The organism is Paenibacillus sp. J22R98, from assembly GCF_059383835.1.
Genome location: NZ_JBXENW010000001.1, coordinates 477,607 through 491,780, shown reverse-complemented (window position 1 = coordinate 491,780; position 14,174 = coordinate 477,607). Strand labels below are relative to the sequence as shown.

The 14,174-nt window shown below is 51.6% G+C and carries 12 protein-coding genes; 1 reads left to right on the top strand and 11 read right to left on the bottom strand.

The window, feature by feature from the left end; all coding sequences use genetic code 11:
- Positions 1-46: 46 nt before the first annotated feature.
- From thrS to AC50Y3_RS02240, 7 genes are all read right to left on the bottom strand, one after another.
- Positions 47-1,966 (bottom strand): threonine--tRNA ligase, encoded by a 1,920-nt coding sequence (gene thrS, locus AC50Y3_RS02270; protein ID WP_494817146.1) that lies wholly within the window; start codon positions 1,964-1,966, stop codon positions 47-49.
- Between the two features lie 375 nt (positions 1,967-2,341).
- Entirely contained in the window at positions 2,342-3,181 is an 840-nt protein-coding gene (locus tag AC50Y3_RS02265; protein ID WP_494817145.1) for an MBL fold metallo-hydrolase, read from the bottom strand.
- Positions 3,175-3,450 carry a dihydrodiol dehydrogenase gene (locus AC50Y3_RS02260; RefSeq protein WP_494817144.1) on the bottom strand — a complete coding sequence of 92 codons (276 nt, stop codon included), beginning with the start codon at positions 3,448-3,450 and terminating at the stop codon, positions 3,175-3,177. Before AC50Y3_RS02260 ends, AC50Y3_RS02265 begins: the two co-directional genes overlap by 7 nt.
- Positions 3,451-3,464: 14 nt before the next feature.
- Positions 3,465-4,013 (bottom strand): aromatic-ring-hydroxylating dioxygenase subunit beta, encoded by a 549-nt coding sequence (locus AC50Y3_RS02255; RefSeq protein WP_494817143.1) that lies wholly within the window; start codon positions 4,011-4,013, stop codon positions 3,465-3,467.
- 32 nt (positions 4,014-4,045) lie between these two features.
- Positions 4,046-5,401 (bottom strand): aromatic ring-hydroxylating oxygenase subunit alpha, encoded by a 1,356-nt coding sequence (locus tag AC50Y3_RS02250; protein WP_494817142.1) that lies wholly within the window; start codon positions 5,399-5,401, stop codon positions 4,046-4,048.
- Between the two features lie 27 nt (positions 5,402-5,428).
- Positions 5,429-6,346, bottom strand: a complete 918-nt coding sequence (locus AC50Y3_RS02245; protein WP_494817141.1) for an NAD-dependent epimerase/dehydratase family protein — start codon at positions 6,344-6,346, stop codon at positions 5,429-5,431.
- A gap of 13 nt (positions 6,347-6,359) precedes the next feature.
- A complete protein-coding gene (locus AC50Y3_RS02240) occupies positions 6,360-7,370 on the bottom strand; it encodes an ABC transporter substrate-binding protein (RefSeq protein ID WP_494817140.1) in 1,011 nt (336 codons plus the stop codon).
- A gap of 125 nt (positions 7,371-7,495) precedes the next feature.
- On the opposite strand from AC50Y3_RS02240, the gene AC50Y3_RS02235 reads away from it, so the two are divergent.
- The gene (locus tag AC50Y3_RS02235; RefSeq protein ID WP_494817139.1) at positions 7,496-8,338 is read left to right on the top strand and encodes a MerR family transcriptional regulator; all 843 of its coding nucleotides are present in this window, start codon (positions 7,496-7,498) and stop codon (positions 8,336-8,338) included.
- Between the two features lie 40 nt (positions 8,339-8,378).
- On the opposite strand, the gene AC50Y3_RS02230 is transcribed toward AC50Y3_RS02235, so the two are convergent.
- From AC50Y3_RS02230 to AC50Y3_RS02215, 4 genes are all read right to left on the bottom strand, one after another.
- The gene (locus tag AC50Y3_RS02230; protein WP_494817138.1) at positions 8,379-10,346 is read right to left on the bottom strand and encodes a glycoside hydrolase family 15 protein; all 1,968 of its coding nucleotides are present in this window, start codon (positions 10,344-10,346) and stop codon (positions 8,379-8,381) included.
- Entirely contained in the window at positions 10,328-11,794 is a 1,467-nt protein-coding gene (gene glgA, locus AC50Y3_RS02225) for a glycogen synthase GlgA (RefSeq protein WP_494817137.1), read from the bottom strand. The genes AC50Y3_RS02230 and glgA overlap by 19 nt, the downstream gene beginning before the upstream one ends.
- A gap of 75 nt (positions 11,795-11,869) precedes the next feature.
- Positions 11,870-12,982 carry a glucose-1-phosphate adenylyltransferase subunit GlgD gene (glgD, locus tag AC50Y3_RS02220; protein WP_494817136.1) on the bottom strand — a complete coding sequence of 371 codons (1,113 nt, stop codon included), beginning with the start codon at positions 12,980-12,982 and terminating at the stop codon, positions 11,870-11,872.
- A complete protein-coding gene (locus AC50Y3_RS02215; protein ID WP_494817135.1) occupies positions 12,979-14,145 on the bottom strand; it encodes a glucose-1-phosphate adenylyltransferase in 1,167 nt (388 codons plus the stop codon). The genes glgD and AC50Y3_RS02215 overlap by 4 nt, the downstream gene beginning before the upstream one ends.
- Between the last annotated feature and the right edge of the window lie 29 nt (positions 14,146-14,174).

The window sequence follows — 14,174 nt, the reverse complement described above, 5'->3', positions numbered from 1 at the left end:
TCTTCTCCTTACACACATTACGCCACGCCTTGCCCTGGGCCACAACTTACTTCTTCGAAGCCATTTCTTCGCTCAGCCTTGCGATCAATGCGTCGATTGACATGGAGCCCATATCCCCATGCCCGCGCTGCCTTAACGCAACCGTGTTTGAACTGCGCTCCGCTTCCCCCAGCACCAGCATATACGGAACTTTCTCGAGCTGCGCTTCGCGAATCTTATAGCCTAGCTTCTCGCTGCGGATATCCACCTCTACTCGGATACCGGATTGTTCGAGCTTTCGTTTCAATTCATAGCCATAGTCTTGATCAATCCCTGAGACCGGTATCACCTTCACCTGAATTGGCGCCAGCCACAGCGGGAATGCTCCAGCATAATGCTCAGCCAAGATGCCGATGAAACGGTCAATCGATCCATAGACCGCTCTGTGGATGACGATTGGGCGATGCTTCTGTCCATCCTCCCCGATGTACGACAAATCGAATTTATCCGGCATTTGAAAATCAAGCTGTATTGTCGCGCACTGCCAGCTTCTCTTCAGCGCATCGAGAATATGGAAATCAATCTTCGGTCCATAGAATGCGCCATCGCCCTCATTTATGCGATAGGCAATTCCGCGATTGTCCAGCACTTGCGCCAGCGCGGCTTCCGCTTGGTCCCACAGCTCCGGTTCCCCCATTGAATCCTCCGGCCGAGTGGAGAGCTCGATCCGATACTCGAAACCGAACACGGCATAAAGGTCATCGATGAGCGATATGACGCGGCCAATCTCCTCTTCAATTTGATCCGGTCTCACGAAGAGATGCGCATCGTCCTGGCAGAATGTCCGTACACGCATCATGCCGTTCAGCGCGCCGGAGTACTCATGGCGATGCACTTGACCGAATTCTGCGATCCGAATCGGCAGCTCGCGATAGGAATGCAGGCTGTTTTTGTAAATTAACATATGACCCGGACAATTCATGGGCTTGAGTGCAAACGCAGTCTCATCCACTTTAGTGAAATACATATTGTCTTTGTAGTGGTCCCAATGCCCGGATTGCTCCCACAGCCGTTGGTTCAGCATAAGCGGAGTCCTCACCTCGTCATAATCGCGCTCTCGCTGCAGCTCCCGCGAGAATTGTTCCAGCTCATTACGAATTGTCATTCCTTTAGGCAGATAGAACGGCATGCCAGGCGCTTCTTCCGAGAACATGAATAGCCCGAGCTCCTTGCCTAACTTTCGATGATCCCGTTTCTTCGCTTCCTCAAGCATACTCAGATGCTCTTCGAGCTGCGCCTTCTTCGGAAACGCTGTGCCGTAAATTCGCTGAAGAACCGCATTCTCGGCATCTCCCCGCCAGTATGCGCCTGCTACTGATAACAGCTTAAACGCCTTGATCCGGCCAGTGGATGGCAGATGGGGTCCACGGCATAAATCCGAGAATTCCCCTTGCTCATAGATCGAAATCTCTGCCGATTCCGGGAGATCACGAATCAATTCCACTTTCAGGGACTCGCCTTGTGCTTCAAAAAAAGCAAGTGCATCCTCCCGATCAACTACTCGCCGGACAATCGGCAGATTCTGCTGCACGATACGTTCCATTTCTTTCTCAATGGCGAGCAGGTCAGCGGGTATAAGCGGATGCTCAATCGCGACATCGTAATAAAATCCGTCTTCGATAACCGGCCCTACACCCAGCTGCACTGCCTCATCGCCGTAAATCCGCTTCATCGCTTGCGCCATCAGATGAGCTGTGCTGTGCCGTAGAATGGCCACTCCGGCATCACCATCGAGCGTAATCATCTCCACCGCACAATCCGCTTCAAGCCGATAACATAAATCGACCTCTTTACCGTCCACCTTGCCTGCCACCGCGTTCTTCCCCAGCGCCGAACTGACGGCCTTTGCCACATCAGCAACCGATAGGCCCTCCTCGAAGCTCCTTACACCGCCGTCTTGCAGCTTTACTTTAATCCCATTCTCCACGATTTTTCCTCCATTCAAATTATTGAACGCAAAAAAACGCACATGTCCCAAGGGACGAGTGCGTTCAGACTCGTGGTTCCACCCTAATTCGACCCAGCCGATCGCGATCAGTCGCGGGGTCCTTCTTAGCATCCGGTAACGGGGATTAATCGGTGCCATTTACAACCGCGACACAGAATCGACGGGTTCAATGTTACGGCTGCAAAGGGGTAACTCCACATCTCAAGGCAGAAGGAGCTTGCAGCAATCGCCCCTCTCTCTGTGCAGCCTGACGTATGGGAATCATGTCTTTGGTCTTCGCCTGCTATGTTGCTGTGTTCCATATTATAGAGTCCATCCGAACAAAGTTCAAGAGGTATTCGCATAATTTTCAGATTATTGCAAATTAGGCAACAAGTTATGTTCTGTCGCAAGCAGTGCCTTATTCGCCTCATGGCGCTTCCGGAACCCGATCTTGTACCGATAGTCTTGCAGATCCATAAAGTCCTCGAATCGACTCGAAGGCTCTCCCAGTTCAAGCTGCTCTTCGCACAGCATCAGATAATCCTCTGAAAGTTCGACCCGATGCATGATTTCATCCTGATCGGACGTGACACTGCCGTGACTTGGGAGCAATAGCAGATTAGGAACCGACCTAGCATAGGCTGCGATTTTGTCCAGTGTGCTCCGGTATGTCGAGAAAGTATCAAATACAAAGGGGAATTCGATATCCGACACATAATCACCGGTAATAAGCGCTCCGGCCGGTTCAACGAAGCACATCAATCCATCGCTATTATGTCCATAGGCTGTGCGGAAGGTCAGTACCGTTTCGCCAATACAGAGCTGATCGCCATCTTGCTCGATGACATGGTCCACTCGCGGAAATACAATGTTGTACGGCCGGCTAATATAGAACTCATCATCCAATCGCTCGACAACCGATACTCGCTCCATCTTATCCGGGTGATTGGCAAAAGCCGTCCCCGCTATGACCCTGCAATCCGTGAAGGAGCCATAACCGACAATATGGTCAAAATCAGAGTGGGTAAAAAACAAATACAGCGGTCGATCACCTTTCACTTCATCCACATGCTTCCGAATGGCCGCAAGCTCCGAAGGCAAATAATTCGGATCTACGATCAGGACAAGATCCTTCGTCTCGATGACAAAGCAGTTCGTCTGATAGAGCTCACTTTGAAATACGGAAACCCCATCCGATTGATACGTTAGCATGACTCGCTTCCCTCCTTACATCCACTTTTCACGCCGGTCGACTGTTCTTCCGCACCGAACGGATACGGTTCAAGCGGCGTCTGCAGCAGCGAAGAATACATGTCCGCATGCTGCCACGTCAAGCTCTCCAGTGACAACGGATCAAGGCTTACTTGCATGCCTAGCCCGTTGGAGATGATCTCCAGCCGCTCCCCGTTGCGCGTTCTAATCTTACGAACCGTCACACTGGCAAACTCATTGGCAATTCGAATCTCCTGTTCTGCCGACATCCTGCCGCCCCCTTCTACAAGAAAATACCTAAACTGCTGATGCCCATCGTCGTATGATCCAGCCGTACGAACCGTTTCGCGAGCTTCCAGCCGCCTGGTTCGCCGCATTCCCGTATCGTATCTTCACGTTCACCTGACACCAAGTCGTATGCAGGGCTGTCAAATCGGCTGCGGAACAGCAGCAAATTGCTGATGACGACCATTTCAACCGCACCTTCACGGCTCTCTCGAACATCGGCCAACCGGAAATTCGTCAGAAAATGTCTCGTGCGGGACGGAGGATCCTCCGCCCAGTTGTAATCCGAGAACGTCCGCTCCACCCGCATTTGGATGGAGGCCAGGTTCTCGTTCATATGAAAGGCTTGATCGCTGAACGGGCTTGGCGCATGACGTTCGCGAGTCAGCCTGATCGGGATTTGATAGCGGATATCGCTCGTTAGCAGTGCCATCCATTCCGCGTATTTTCCGTTGTCCAGCAGCTCAGCCTCGTGGATCAGGAAATGCTGCCCCTCCTGCAACAACTGCTCGGTCCCACGTTCAACGATCACTGTTTCTTCTCCCATAACAGCCCCAATCCTCCCCTCAGATGCTTGATTCATTCTTCATCGTCAAGCATCGTATTGACATACGATTCATAGAAATAGCGCTGATTGCCTTCCCCATATCGCGGATAGTAGGCGATCCCCGGAAGCGGCCATTCTTCGTCCCGTTTGGCCTTGCCCATCCCATTCATGCCCATTTGGAAGTTCAGCTTCAAATTGTTCTTCGCAAACCGATTGCCAGCCGTCTGCGTAATCGTCTCCCAGGTCATCGAATCATCCATCTCGAAGATTCCCGCCAGGCTGAACGTCGCTGAACCGGCGCGATAGGACGCTTCCTTGAATTCCTGCGGCGTATTCTTGAACATAAGGAACCAGTTCCAAATTTCGATTTGATCCGGACCCTTCGGACGCCACTGGCGCATGCTGATGAACGGCACGGGAGGCAAATCCCGCTCCGGTGTGACGGTCATGAGCAGAAACGAGCTGTTCGGAAAAATATTGCCGAGCATTTCCTTCGAGTCTCGAACGATTTCAAGTCCTTTCGGCTCGAGCCGATCCAGCCGGAAGGTATCGACGATTTCCTGCGGGAAATTCCAGTACGGCATCTCGATGACCTGTTCGGTCTTATCCAGCGATATGTCGACGCAATGTCCATTGCCGGCAAGAATTTGCTCACCGTTCATATTCGCCAGCATGGAGAATGGCGAGGATCCCACTTCGTAAGCGGAATGATGCAGGAAGATCAGATGATACGCATCGCCGCTGAAATTCTCCGCTGCAACCTTCCAATTCGCATTCACGATCCAGCGCTGAGGTTCGCCGATGACTTCAAGTCCTTCATCCTGCAACCCGAACAGCAGGTCCAGGTAGTACTTGCTGTCGGCAAGATATTCCTCTAGAGGCGGCGTCTCCTTATCCAAGCAGGCGAATATCAATCCATGAATCGTATCGCAGCGCGCCTCCAGCAGCCCCCAATCCTTCTTGTTCAGCCCGTTGTAAGCATGCTGCTGGGCTGGCATTCCGATGAGGTTGCCATTGTTTTTATAAATAAATCCATGGTAGGGACAACGAAAATGAGAAGCATTCCCTTTCTCTGCCCGGCATACCCGAACGCCGCGATGGACGCAGGCATCGAGCATGACGCGAATCTCTCCGGACTCGTCACGGTTGACGATGAACGGGTCTTCACCAATGTAACGAAGAACATAATCGCCTGCGGATGGAATCTCCGATTCGTGGCCTACGTAGATCCATTTTTTCGTGAAAATCTTCTCCATCTCAAGCTCATACAGCTCGCGGTCATTGAAGATGCCAACGGGGATAATGCCTTCTTTCAAGCTCTCTCTCATTTCACGGAGCAGCGATTTGGCGTGGCTGTATGTCGGCGCACCCTTTGTCTCTGTGTTCATCGTCTCGCACCTCGCTTTTCTAGTGGGTTAGTAAGGATTAAATTCCAGCCAGCTCGCATATTCGCGAACACTTTCATAGAATGGCCGCGATGGTACATAGCCGATTTCCTCGCGTGCTTTCGTAATATCGAAGGTGCCGTAATGGTCCAGCTCCGAGAATCGGCCTTCCCCGACTTCGATTACGGCATCCGGGTATAGCTCCTGCACGAAAGCGATCAGCTCGCCGAACGTTGTTTTATAGCCGGCCGTTATGCTGTATACGTAGCTCTTCATATCCTCTGCTTCCATCGCACAGATGCAAGCCTGCGCCACATCCCTCACATGCACATACTGGAACCCATAGTCACGGCCTTCCTTCAGGTACGTCGGCACTCCTTTAATCGCATTCACGATCAGATCCTTCATGTAGCACTGCATAAACTGTCCCGGCCCGTACAGCCAGCCCGGCCGCAGTGATGGGATTTCCAAACCATAGAGATTGCGATAACCGTAGGCCAGCTTCTCCGTGAATACTTTCGTGGCACCGTACACCCCGCTCGGATGAAGCGGGACATCCTCCGTCACCGTGCCAAGCTCGGCATTGTTGCCGTACGCGTACTCGGAGCTCAGGTTGACCACTCGTTTAATTCCGGATAATCTTGCTGCTTCAAAGATATTCGTCGTGCCAACGGCATTGGTCATGACCGTCTGATAAGGGATATCTATGGCCGTCACAGGATGAGAGATAGCAGCCGTATGAATGATTCGGTCGATCTTATACGTGCGGATTGTCTCCAGAATAAGAGGCAAATCCAGCAAGTCGCCTTGTACATAGGTGAGAGACTCATCTCCCCCGTTATCCTTCACTCTGCGATCGTAGCTGACGACGCGGTAGCCGCGCTCTCTCAGCATCGGAACCAGATTTGAACCCAAGAAACCCATACCGCCGGTTACTAGAATATTCATTCGTTATTCCTCCCTATTTCTCATCTGCCAGCTGCTTGATAAAAGACGGATTGTACAGTTTGCTCATATCCGGAAGCTCATCGATGAACTTCAGGTCCTTCAGAAAAGCCCCTACCTGCTCGCCGTTATATTTCACGGACGTATACGCCTCTTCTTCTTTCTGCGATGCCAAGTTGTCGTTCAAATCGTATACTTTCACACCTTCAAGGGAGACTTTGAATTCCTCCGGTGTAATTTCAGCATGTTTCGCCATAATGGCAATGGCTTCGTCCGGGCTATCCTTCAAGAAGCTTACTGCGTCGAACCAAGCTGCCATTACATTCTTCACGTCCTCCGGACGATCCTTGATAATGCTTTCGCGGAATGCGATCGTGTCCATCAGCAGTCCCGGCGTTTCCTTCGAGGAGAAAAGCAGCTTCCCCTTGCCGGAGCTTAACGTTTCACTCAGGAATGGCTCCCAGATGACGGCGGCGTCGATTTTGCCCGCCAGGAATGATGAGCCTGCGTCCGCAATCGCCATATTGAAGTAATTGATATCCTTCTCCGATAGTCCATGTTGCTTGAGAACCGTCAGCATGAAGAAATGATCCACCGTACCGAGCTCAGTCGCAATTCGCTTGCCTTTCAAATCCTCGAAACTCTTAACCGAGGGATCGACGACAAACCCGTCTGCGCCGTCCGAGTAATCGATGATCATCGGAATTTGCAGCTTAATTCCTTTGCCAACCGGGGGCAGTGTATCACTGAGTGTTTGGCTGTTGGCATCTACATTGCCGGAATTCAGTGCCGACAAGCCGTCGCTGTAGCTAGGGAACCATTCGAGCTCTACACGAACGCCGTGTTTCTCGAAGAATCCCTTCTCTTGCGCCACATACCAGAGAAAATAGGTCGGGAACGGATTCAGGCCGATTTTGAGCGGATCGCTGGATTTCTCCGTGCCACCGCCATTGTTGCTCGCGCAGCTGCTCAGCAGCAAACCTGCCATCATGCATGTTATAAGGATCGATAATACACGCTTTTTCATGGTTCGTTCCCTCCACTCGATTAACTTAAAGCGATTGTAAACCTTTGTGCTACACAAAAGTCAATCGCAATGTTATATTTTATAACATGGGCAGTGAAGTAGTAGTAAAGTGAGGGGATTCACCGATGAAAGAACGGCTGTCTATTAGCGAAATGGCGCAGCTCCGAGGGATTTCTGCCGAAACGCTGCGTCATTACGACAGAATCGATCTGTTTAAGCCGCAGCATGTCGACCCCCACACCGGCTACAGGTACTATTCGATATTTCAATACGAGGTTCTGGGCACGATCAAAGAGCTGCGTCAGCTTGGGATGAACACGAACGAAGTGAAGCAATATTTCAATGAGCGCAATATTAAGAACTCGACGGACATCTTGGCAGCCAAACACGATGAGCTTGTCCATAAGCTGAAAGAAATGACGGCACTTGAGGAGAATATCCGTGATAAGCTGGCTTTTCTCAGAGAGGTTATTGCCGAGGTAGGCAGCCCCGCCGTCACCATCCGTCAGCTCAAGCGCCGGAAGCTATTCACGCTGCATCAGAAGATTAACAGCAACCTAGAGCTGTGCTATGGCGTGTTGGGGCTGGAAAACAGGCTTACGGAGACCGCACCGATACTGGCCAGCAACAGGCTTGGCGTCTTGTTGTCACAGGAGGACTTGGAGGCTCGTCGTTTCGAGTCGCCGTCTATGATCTTCGTTGTTGCCAAGCGGGCAACTTCTGTTCCGAAAGGGAATCTGGTAACCATCCCAGCCGGTTCATTCGCCTGTATTCGTTACTACGGGGAGCTGTGGAACCGCAGCGAGAGCCTCGAAACCCTGTGCCGCAAGCTTGAAGAGGATGATTACGAAATAACGGGGGATGCATTGCAAATCATGCAAGTGGACATCACGATTACCGATAATCCGAGCGAGGTCATGTTTGAAATTCAAGTTCCCATCCGGAAGAAAACAGAAAACAGCAGCTAAGACGGCATATGAGCCGCAATAGCTGCTGTTTTCATTCGTTCTATTCCTTGGCGGAGAGCTCCGCATATTTCGCTGCATATCGCGTCACCGACTGCACATAAGTCGCATGAGACCATGTGAGTGGCGCTACGGAGAGCGGACTGCCGTCGAGCGGATGCAATTGCTCTGGCAGAACCCCGCTTGATAACGCGTGTTCAACTACCCAATTAAGCGTTTCGCGAGGACGGACCAGATCGCTTAACTGCTTCGCCGATTCGATTTCGAAGTTCGCAATCCACAGGGTACAGATAATCCACGGATTACCCGGCACATTCTCGATATCCCCGGACTGCTGGAAGTAATAGTCGTTCGTGTACCGTGCCACGCCGCCGACGCTTGTTCGGATGGTCAGCCCATCGCGAATCGCATTCATCGTCTTAATGACGCGTTCGTCCTCAACAGGCAGCACACCGAATTCCCAGATGCCGAACAAGCTGCTCTCCAAGGTCATATCCTTCACCCAGCGGTTATCCTTCTGGATTAAGCCGCGCGCGAACCTGCCGGATTCTTCATCCCAGAGATGAGTAAGCATCCCGTGTTTGATGGATTGCGCCGTGTTGCGAAGATGGTCGCTGCGCTCATAATCCCCAAACAGCTCTGTAAAGAAGGCAGCAGCCATTAATCCGCCGTAAACGGAGGCAACGGTATAGGTCCAGATGCCATAACGTTCTTCCCACAGATCATAGCTAGGCTTCGGAAGCGACAGGCTGTGTTCCATATACTGGCTTAAGAAGGCTGCGCCTTTGCGAATCAGATTGTTATACAGCGACTGCGGCAGCTCGATGACTTGATGCCGTGTATAATCCCGCCACAGGGCAAACAGCACCAGCGCTGTTTCATCCTCTTGAATCGGCAAACGCCGGCTGCCCTGCACGATATACGGATGCCAGCTGGACCCTACCGTCCCGTCGGGATTGTATTTGTGAAACAAATACCCGTCCGGTGACAGCGTCTGCGCGCAGAACTGGAAGAACGGCGAGATGACGCTTTGGAACCCGGCAGCAGACATCGCATCGGCAATCAGCGCACCGTCACGCGGCCACATATAGCTGTAATGATCGCGATTATACTGCAGAATATCCGTGTCATTGGCTGCGACGATCGCTCCCCGCTCATCGGTTTGCGTCCGAACAAGCAGCAGGCTTAATCGGAACATGTTCGCCGCTTCTTCATTCAGATCGCCCAGATTATTCTCCGCACGGTGGAGCCAGTGCTTCCAATAAATGACGATCCGGCTGAGCAATTTCTCCGGATGGCTCTCCTGCACATATTGATTAAGCGATTTGACCTCTTCCAAGTTCTTGCCGATCGACATCCAGTAATAAATCGTCTTCTCTCCACCCGCCGGTACTACGGTACGGAAGCTGATCGTACTGTCAACAGACCCTTGCGCGATGGAATTCCCCATCAGCGTTCCGTCCTCGGCATCGCGCCAAGTTCCTTCCGCAGACTGGAATCGTTTGATTCCCGTCGTATACTGCATGATACCGCCTTCGTCCGAGAAGCCGTTAAACATGAAATAAGAAGAACGTTTGTAGTGATAGAGCGTATGGTTCTCCGGATAATAAGCGGCCGTATCCCCTACTTCCGAGCCGTCGATCATGAGATCGTGGTGGAAGAACAACCGGATCTCACGCGGATCGTTACCTAGATTGCGTACGACTACGCGTTTGATGTAGATGCATTCCCGCTGATGAATCCCGTCATTCATATGAAGCTCTACCGCAAGACGGTCATTACGAGCTATGACATTAGTCACGAGGGAATCCTCGATGTAGGACAGCTCAAACTTCCATTCCGGATCTTCCAGCCAGGAGAACTGCCCGCCTGCCCATATCCCAAATCGACAATATTGGCCGCCCACATGATTCAGTTGACCGACGAATGGATAGTAGATGTCACGGATGTAATTGTTTCGGTCCAAATTAATCAGTATTTTACCATTGCCAATTACGAGATGACGGGCCATGGATGACTCTCCTTTCGATTAGGCGCAATCGCGCTATATAACGACATATAGGCTTTCGCTGAACGCGTCCAGCTGATATCGTCTTTGGCGCCATTAGCCACGATACGCTGCCAAACTTCCTCATCCCGATAGAATTGGAGTGCCCTGCGGATCGTATAAAGAAGATCATGCGCGTTATAGTTCGTAAAGCTAAACCCGTTACCTTCGCTCGTAAACTCGTTATACGCCTTCACCGTGTCCTTCAAGCCGCCTGTCTCGCGCACAATCGGAACAGACCGATAACGCAGCGCCAGAAGCTGACTCAGTCCGCAAGGCTCAAACTGCGAAGGCATTAAGTACATATCGCTGCCGGCATAGATTCTTCGGGCCAGACCATCGTTAAACCCGAACCAGGTTGTCACTTGACCAGGCTTTTTCATCTCGGCACGGCGGAACATTTGCTCGAACTGCCAATCGCCGGAGCCAAGCACGACCAGCTGCACATCTTCCTTCAAGATTTGCTCGAGCACCGCTTCAATCAAATCGAAACCCTTCTGATCGACCAGTCTGGAAACGATACCGATTAGCGGAGTAGTCTCCGACTCCGTCAGCCCCAGCTCACGCTGCAGCGCCAGCTTGTTCTTCCTTTTGCGAGGCAATGATCCTCGGTAGGGAACTTCCACAGCCGGATCATTCATCGGGTCAAACAGCTCCGTATCGATCCCATTCACGATACCGACCAAATCCCCTGAGCGATAACGCAGCAGCCCTTCCAATTTCTCCCCATACGCTTCCGTTTTGATTTCCTCCGCATAAGTAGGGCTTACAGTTGTCAGCTTGTCCGCATACCGCAGACCGCCCATCATACAGTTGCCCGCACCATAGAAATCAATGCCTTCCGAGCCAAACAACTCATCACCGGAACCAAGCAGGTCCTTCAGCAGCTCTCGGCCGAATACCCCTTGGTATCTCAAATTATGAATCGTGTACACCGAAGCGATGTCGCGGCATGCCGGGTCATGCTTGTATCTGGTCTTGAGCAGGAACGGAATAAGTCCGGTCTGCCAATCATGGCAGTGAATAATATCAGGCCGGAAATCCATATGGTAGAGCGACTCCATCACTGCGAAACAGAAAAATACGAAACGCTCCGCATCATCCCCATATCCGTACAGAACGCCGCGTTTAAAATAAAATTCGTTATCGATCAAATAGTAGACAATGCCGTCGATCTCGGCCTTGAGCAGGCCGCAGTACTGGTCCCGCCAGCCAAGCCGCACGTTAAATGTGGCGATTGTCTCGAATTGTTCCGCCATCGCAGCCGGAATCGTATCGTACTTGGGCAGAATGACGCGCACATCCACGCCGACTTTAGAACGCAGTGCTTTCGGCAATGCGCCGGCTACATCAGCGAGGCCGCCCGTCTTAACGAGCGGCACCGCCTCAGAAGCAGCGAATAATACATTCATCGTATGGTTTCACCTCTACTCAACTTTCTATCTCTCTATCTTCGTAATAGAACGGTTTGACTGAAATGGCCTGGATTAGATCACTTTCCGCTTCACCGCTAGGAATGGCGATACTTCGGCACCGCGCAGCTCACGACTGCGTTCCACGGTGACATCTTTGTCGAGGATGACATGATCGACGAAGCTATGCTCTCCGATAACGCCGTTCTGCATAATGATACTGTTGCGCACGACCGCTCCTTTGCGTACATGAACGCCCCGGAACAAGATGCTGTTAATGACCGTTCCCTCGATGATACAGCCGTTGGCAACGAGTGAATTTGACGTCTTAGCCCCTTCTGCATAGCGAGCCGGCGGCTCATCCTTTACCTTCGTATAGATCGGGCCCGGCTCGAAGAACAAGCTCTTCCACACTTCCGGACGAAGCAGCTGCATGTTGTTCTTGTAATAGCTGTTCAGCGTATTCACAACGCCTAGATAACCATCATAAGCGTAGCTTTGAATATGGAGCTGGTTCACTCGCGACATAATCGCATGACGGACAAGATGATCCTGCCCTTGTGCAAGCGAAGTGTCCACGAGTTCAAGCAGCAGTTCCTTACGCATTAAGTACATTTCCATCGAGATCAGATCGCTCTCCAGCCGGCCGTAATGATCCTGCATAGCTGTGACGCGCCCTTTCTCGTCGGTTTGCAGCTTGCGTGCTTTACCCCCAAACAACTCCGTTTGTTCTTTCGTAACGACTGTGATGTCTGCACCGCTCGCTTTATGTGAGGACAACATGGCGTCGAAGTCCACATTACAAATCATATGACTGCGTGTAACCAAAACATACTCTTGCGATGATCGCGTGAAGTAATCACGGTGCTGATAGAAGTGATACAGGTCACCGCGGCGCACTTCGTTCACATCATCCGTAACGGGCGGCATGATGAACAACCCACTCTGACGATGATGCAAATCCCAATGCTTGCCGGAACCCAAATGGTCAATAAGCGAACGGTATTTGGTTTGGGCGAACACGCCTACCTTCGTAATGCCTGAATTCACCATGCTTGAGAGCGTAAAGTCGATTAGCCGAAACCGTGCTCCAAACGGAACGGTTGCCAAGCAGCGGCTTGTCGTCAAGGTCTCCATTTCGTCCGATTCGTGAATGAGATTTATGACACCTAGAATGTTGGAGTTCATGACTGCTCTACCTCCTGCAACGAATGAGTAGCCGTAACGAGTTCATCACTTCCGATTACCGTAACCGAGCTTGTGTCCGGACTTCCAATGACGACCCCATCGCCGATGATGGCACCTTCGCCAATGATGGCACGATAGATACGAGCCCCTTTGCCAATCTTAACGTTCGGCATGATAACGGACTCGCGCACTTGACTGTCGAGGCCGGACTGCACCCCATGGAACAATACCGATCGATGCACCAGTCCCTCTACCAAGCAGCCCTCCGTGATAAGCGAGTCTACGATATCTGCGGTAGCCGCCGAATAATGCGCCGGCCGATTCGGGTTAACGGAGTAAATGCGCCAGTCGCGGTCATTCAGATCGAGCGCCGGCTTCTCCGACAGCAGATCCATATTGGCTTCCCATAGACTTTCAAGCGTGCCGACATCTTTCCAATAGCCGTTGAATGTATAGGATTGAAGCTTCACGCCGTCTTGCAGCATAGCCGGAATAATGTCCTTGCCGAAGTCATTGCCGGATAACCGATTCGCTTCATCACGAACCAAATACTGCTGCAACACCGGCCAGGAGAAAATATAAACACCCATCGATGCCAGATTGCTAGTAGGCACTTTCGGTTTCTCTTCAAATGATGTGATGGCACCCTCATCGTCGACATGCATAATCCCGAAGCGGCTTGCTTCCTTCCAGCCCACTTCTATGCACGCGATCGTAACATCGGCGCCGCGTTCCTCATGCTCGCGCAGCATGAGCTCGTAGTCCATTTTATAAATGTGATCGCCTGAGATCACTAATACATAGTCGGGGTCATAACGATCGATGAACCCCATATTTTGATAGATTGCATTTGCGGTGCCTTTATACCACATACCGCCCTTTTGCTTGACATAAGGAGGAAGTATTGCCATTCCGCCGTCGCGTCGGTCTAATCCCCAAGGAGTGCCGATTCCGAGATAGGTGTTCAGGACCAGCGGCTGATATTGCGTCAGAACGCCGATTGTGTCGATGCCCGAATGTGCACAGTTGCTTAAAGTAAAATCGATAATTCGGTACTTCCCGCCAAAATGGACCGCCGGCTTCGCCACATCTTTCGTCAGCACGCCAAGCCTTTTCCCTTCTCCTCCGGCAAGAAGCATGGCCACCATACGTTTTCTGCCCATGGACACACTCTCCTTCTTTACTGCAACGG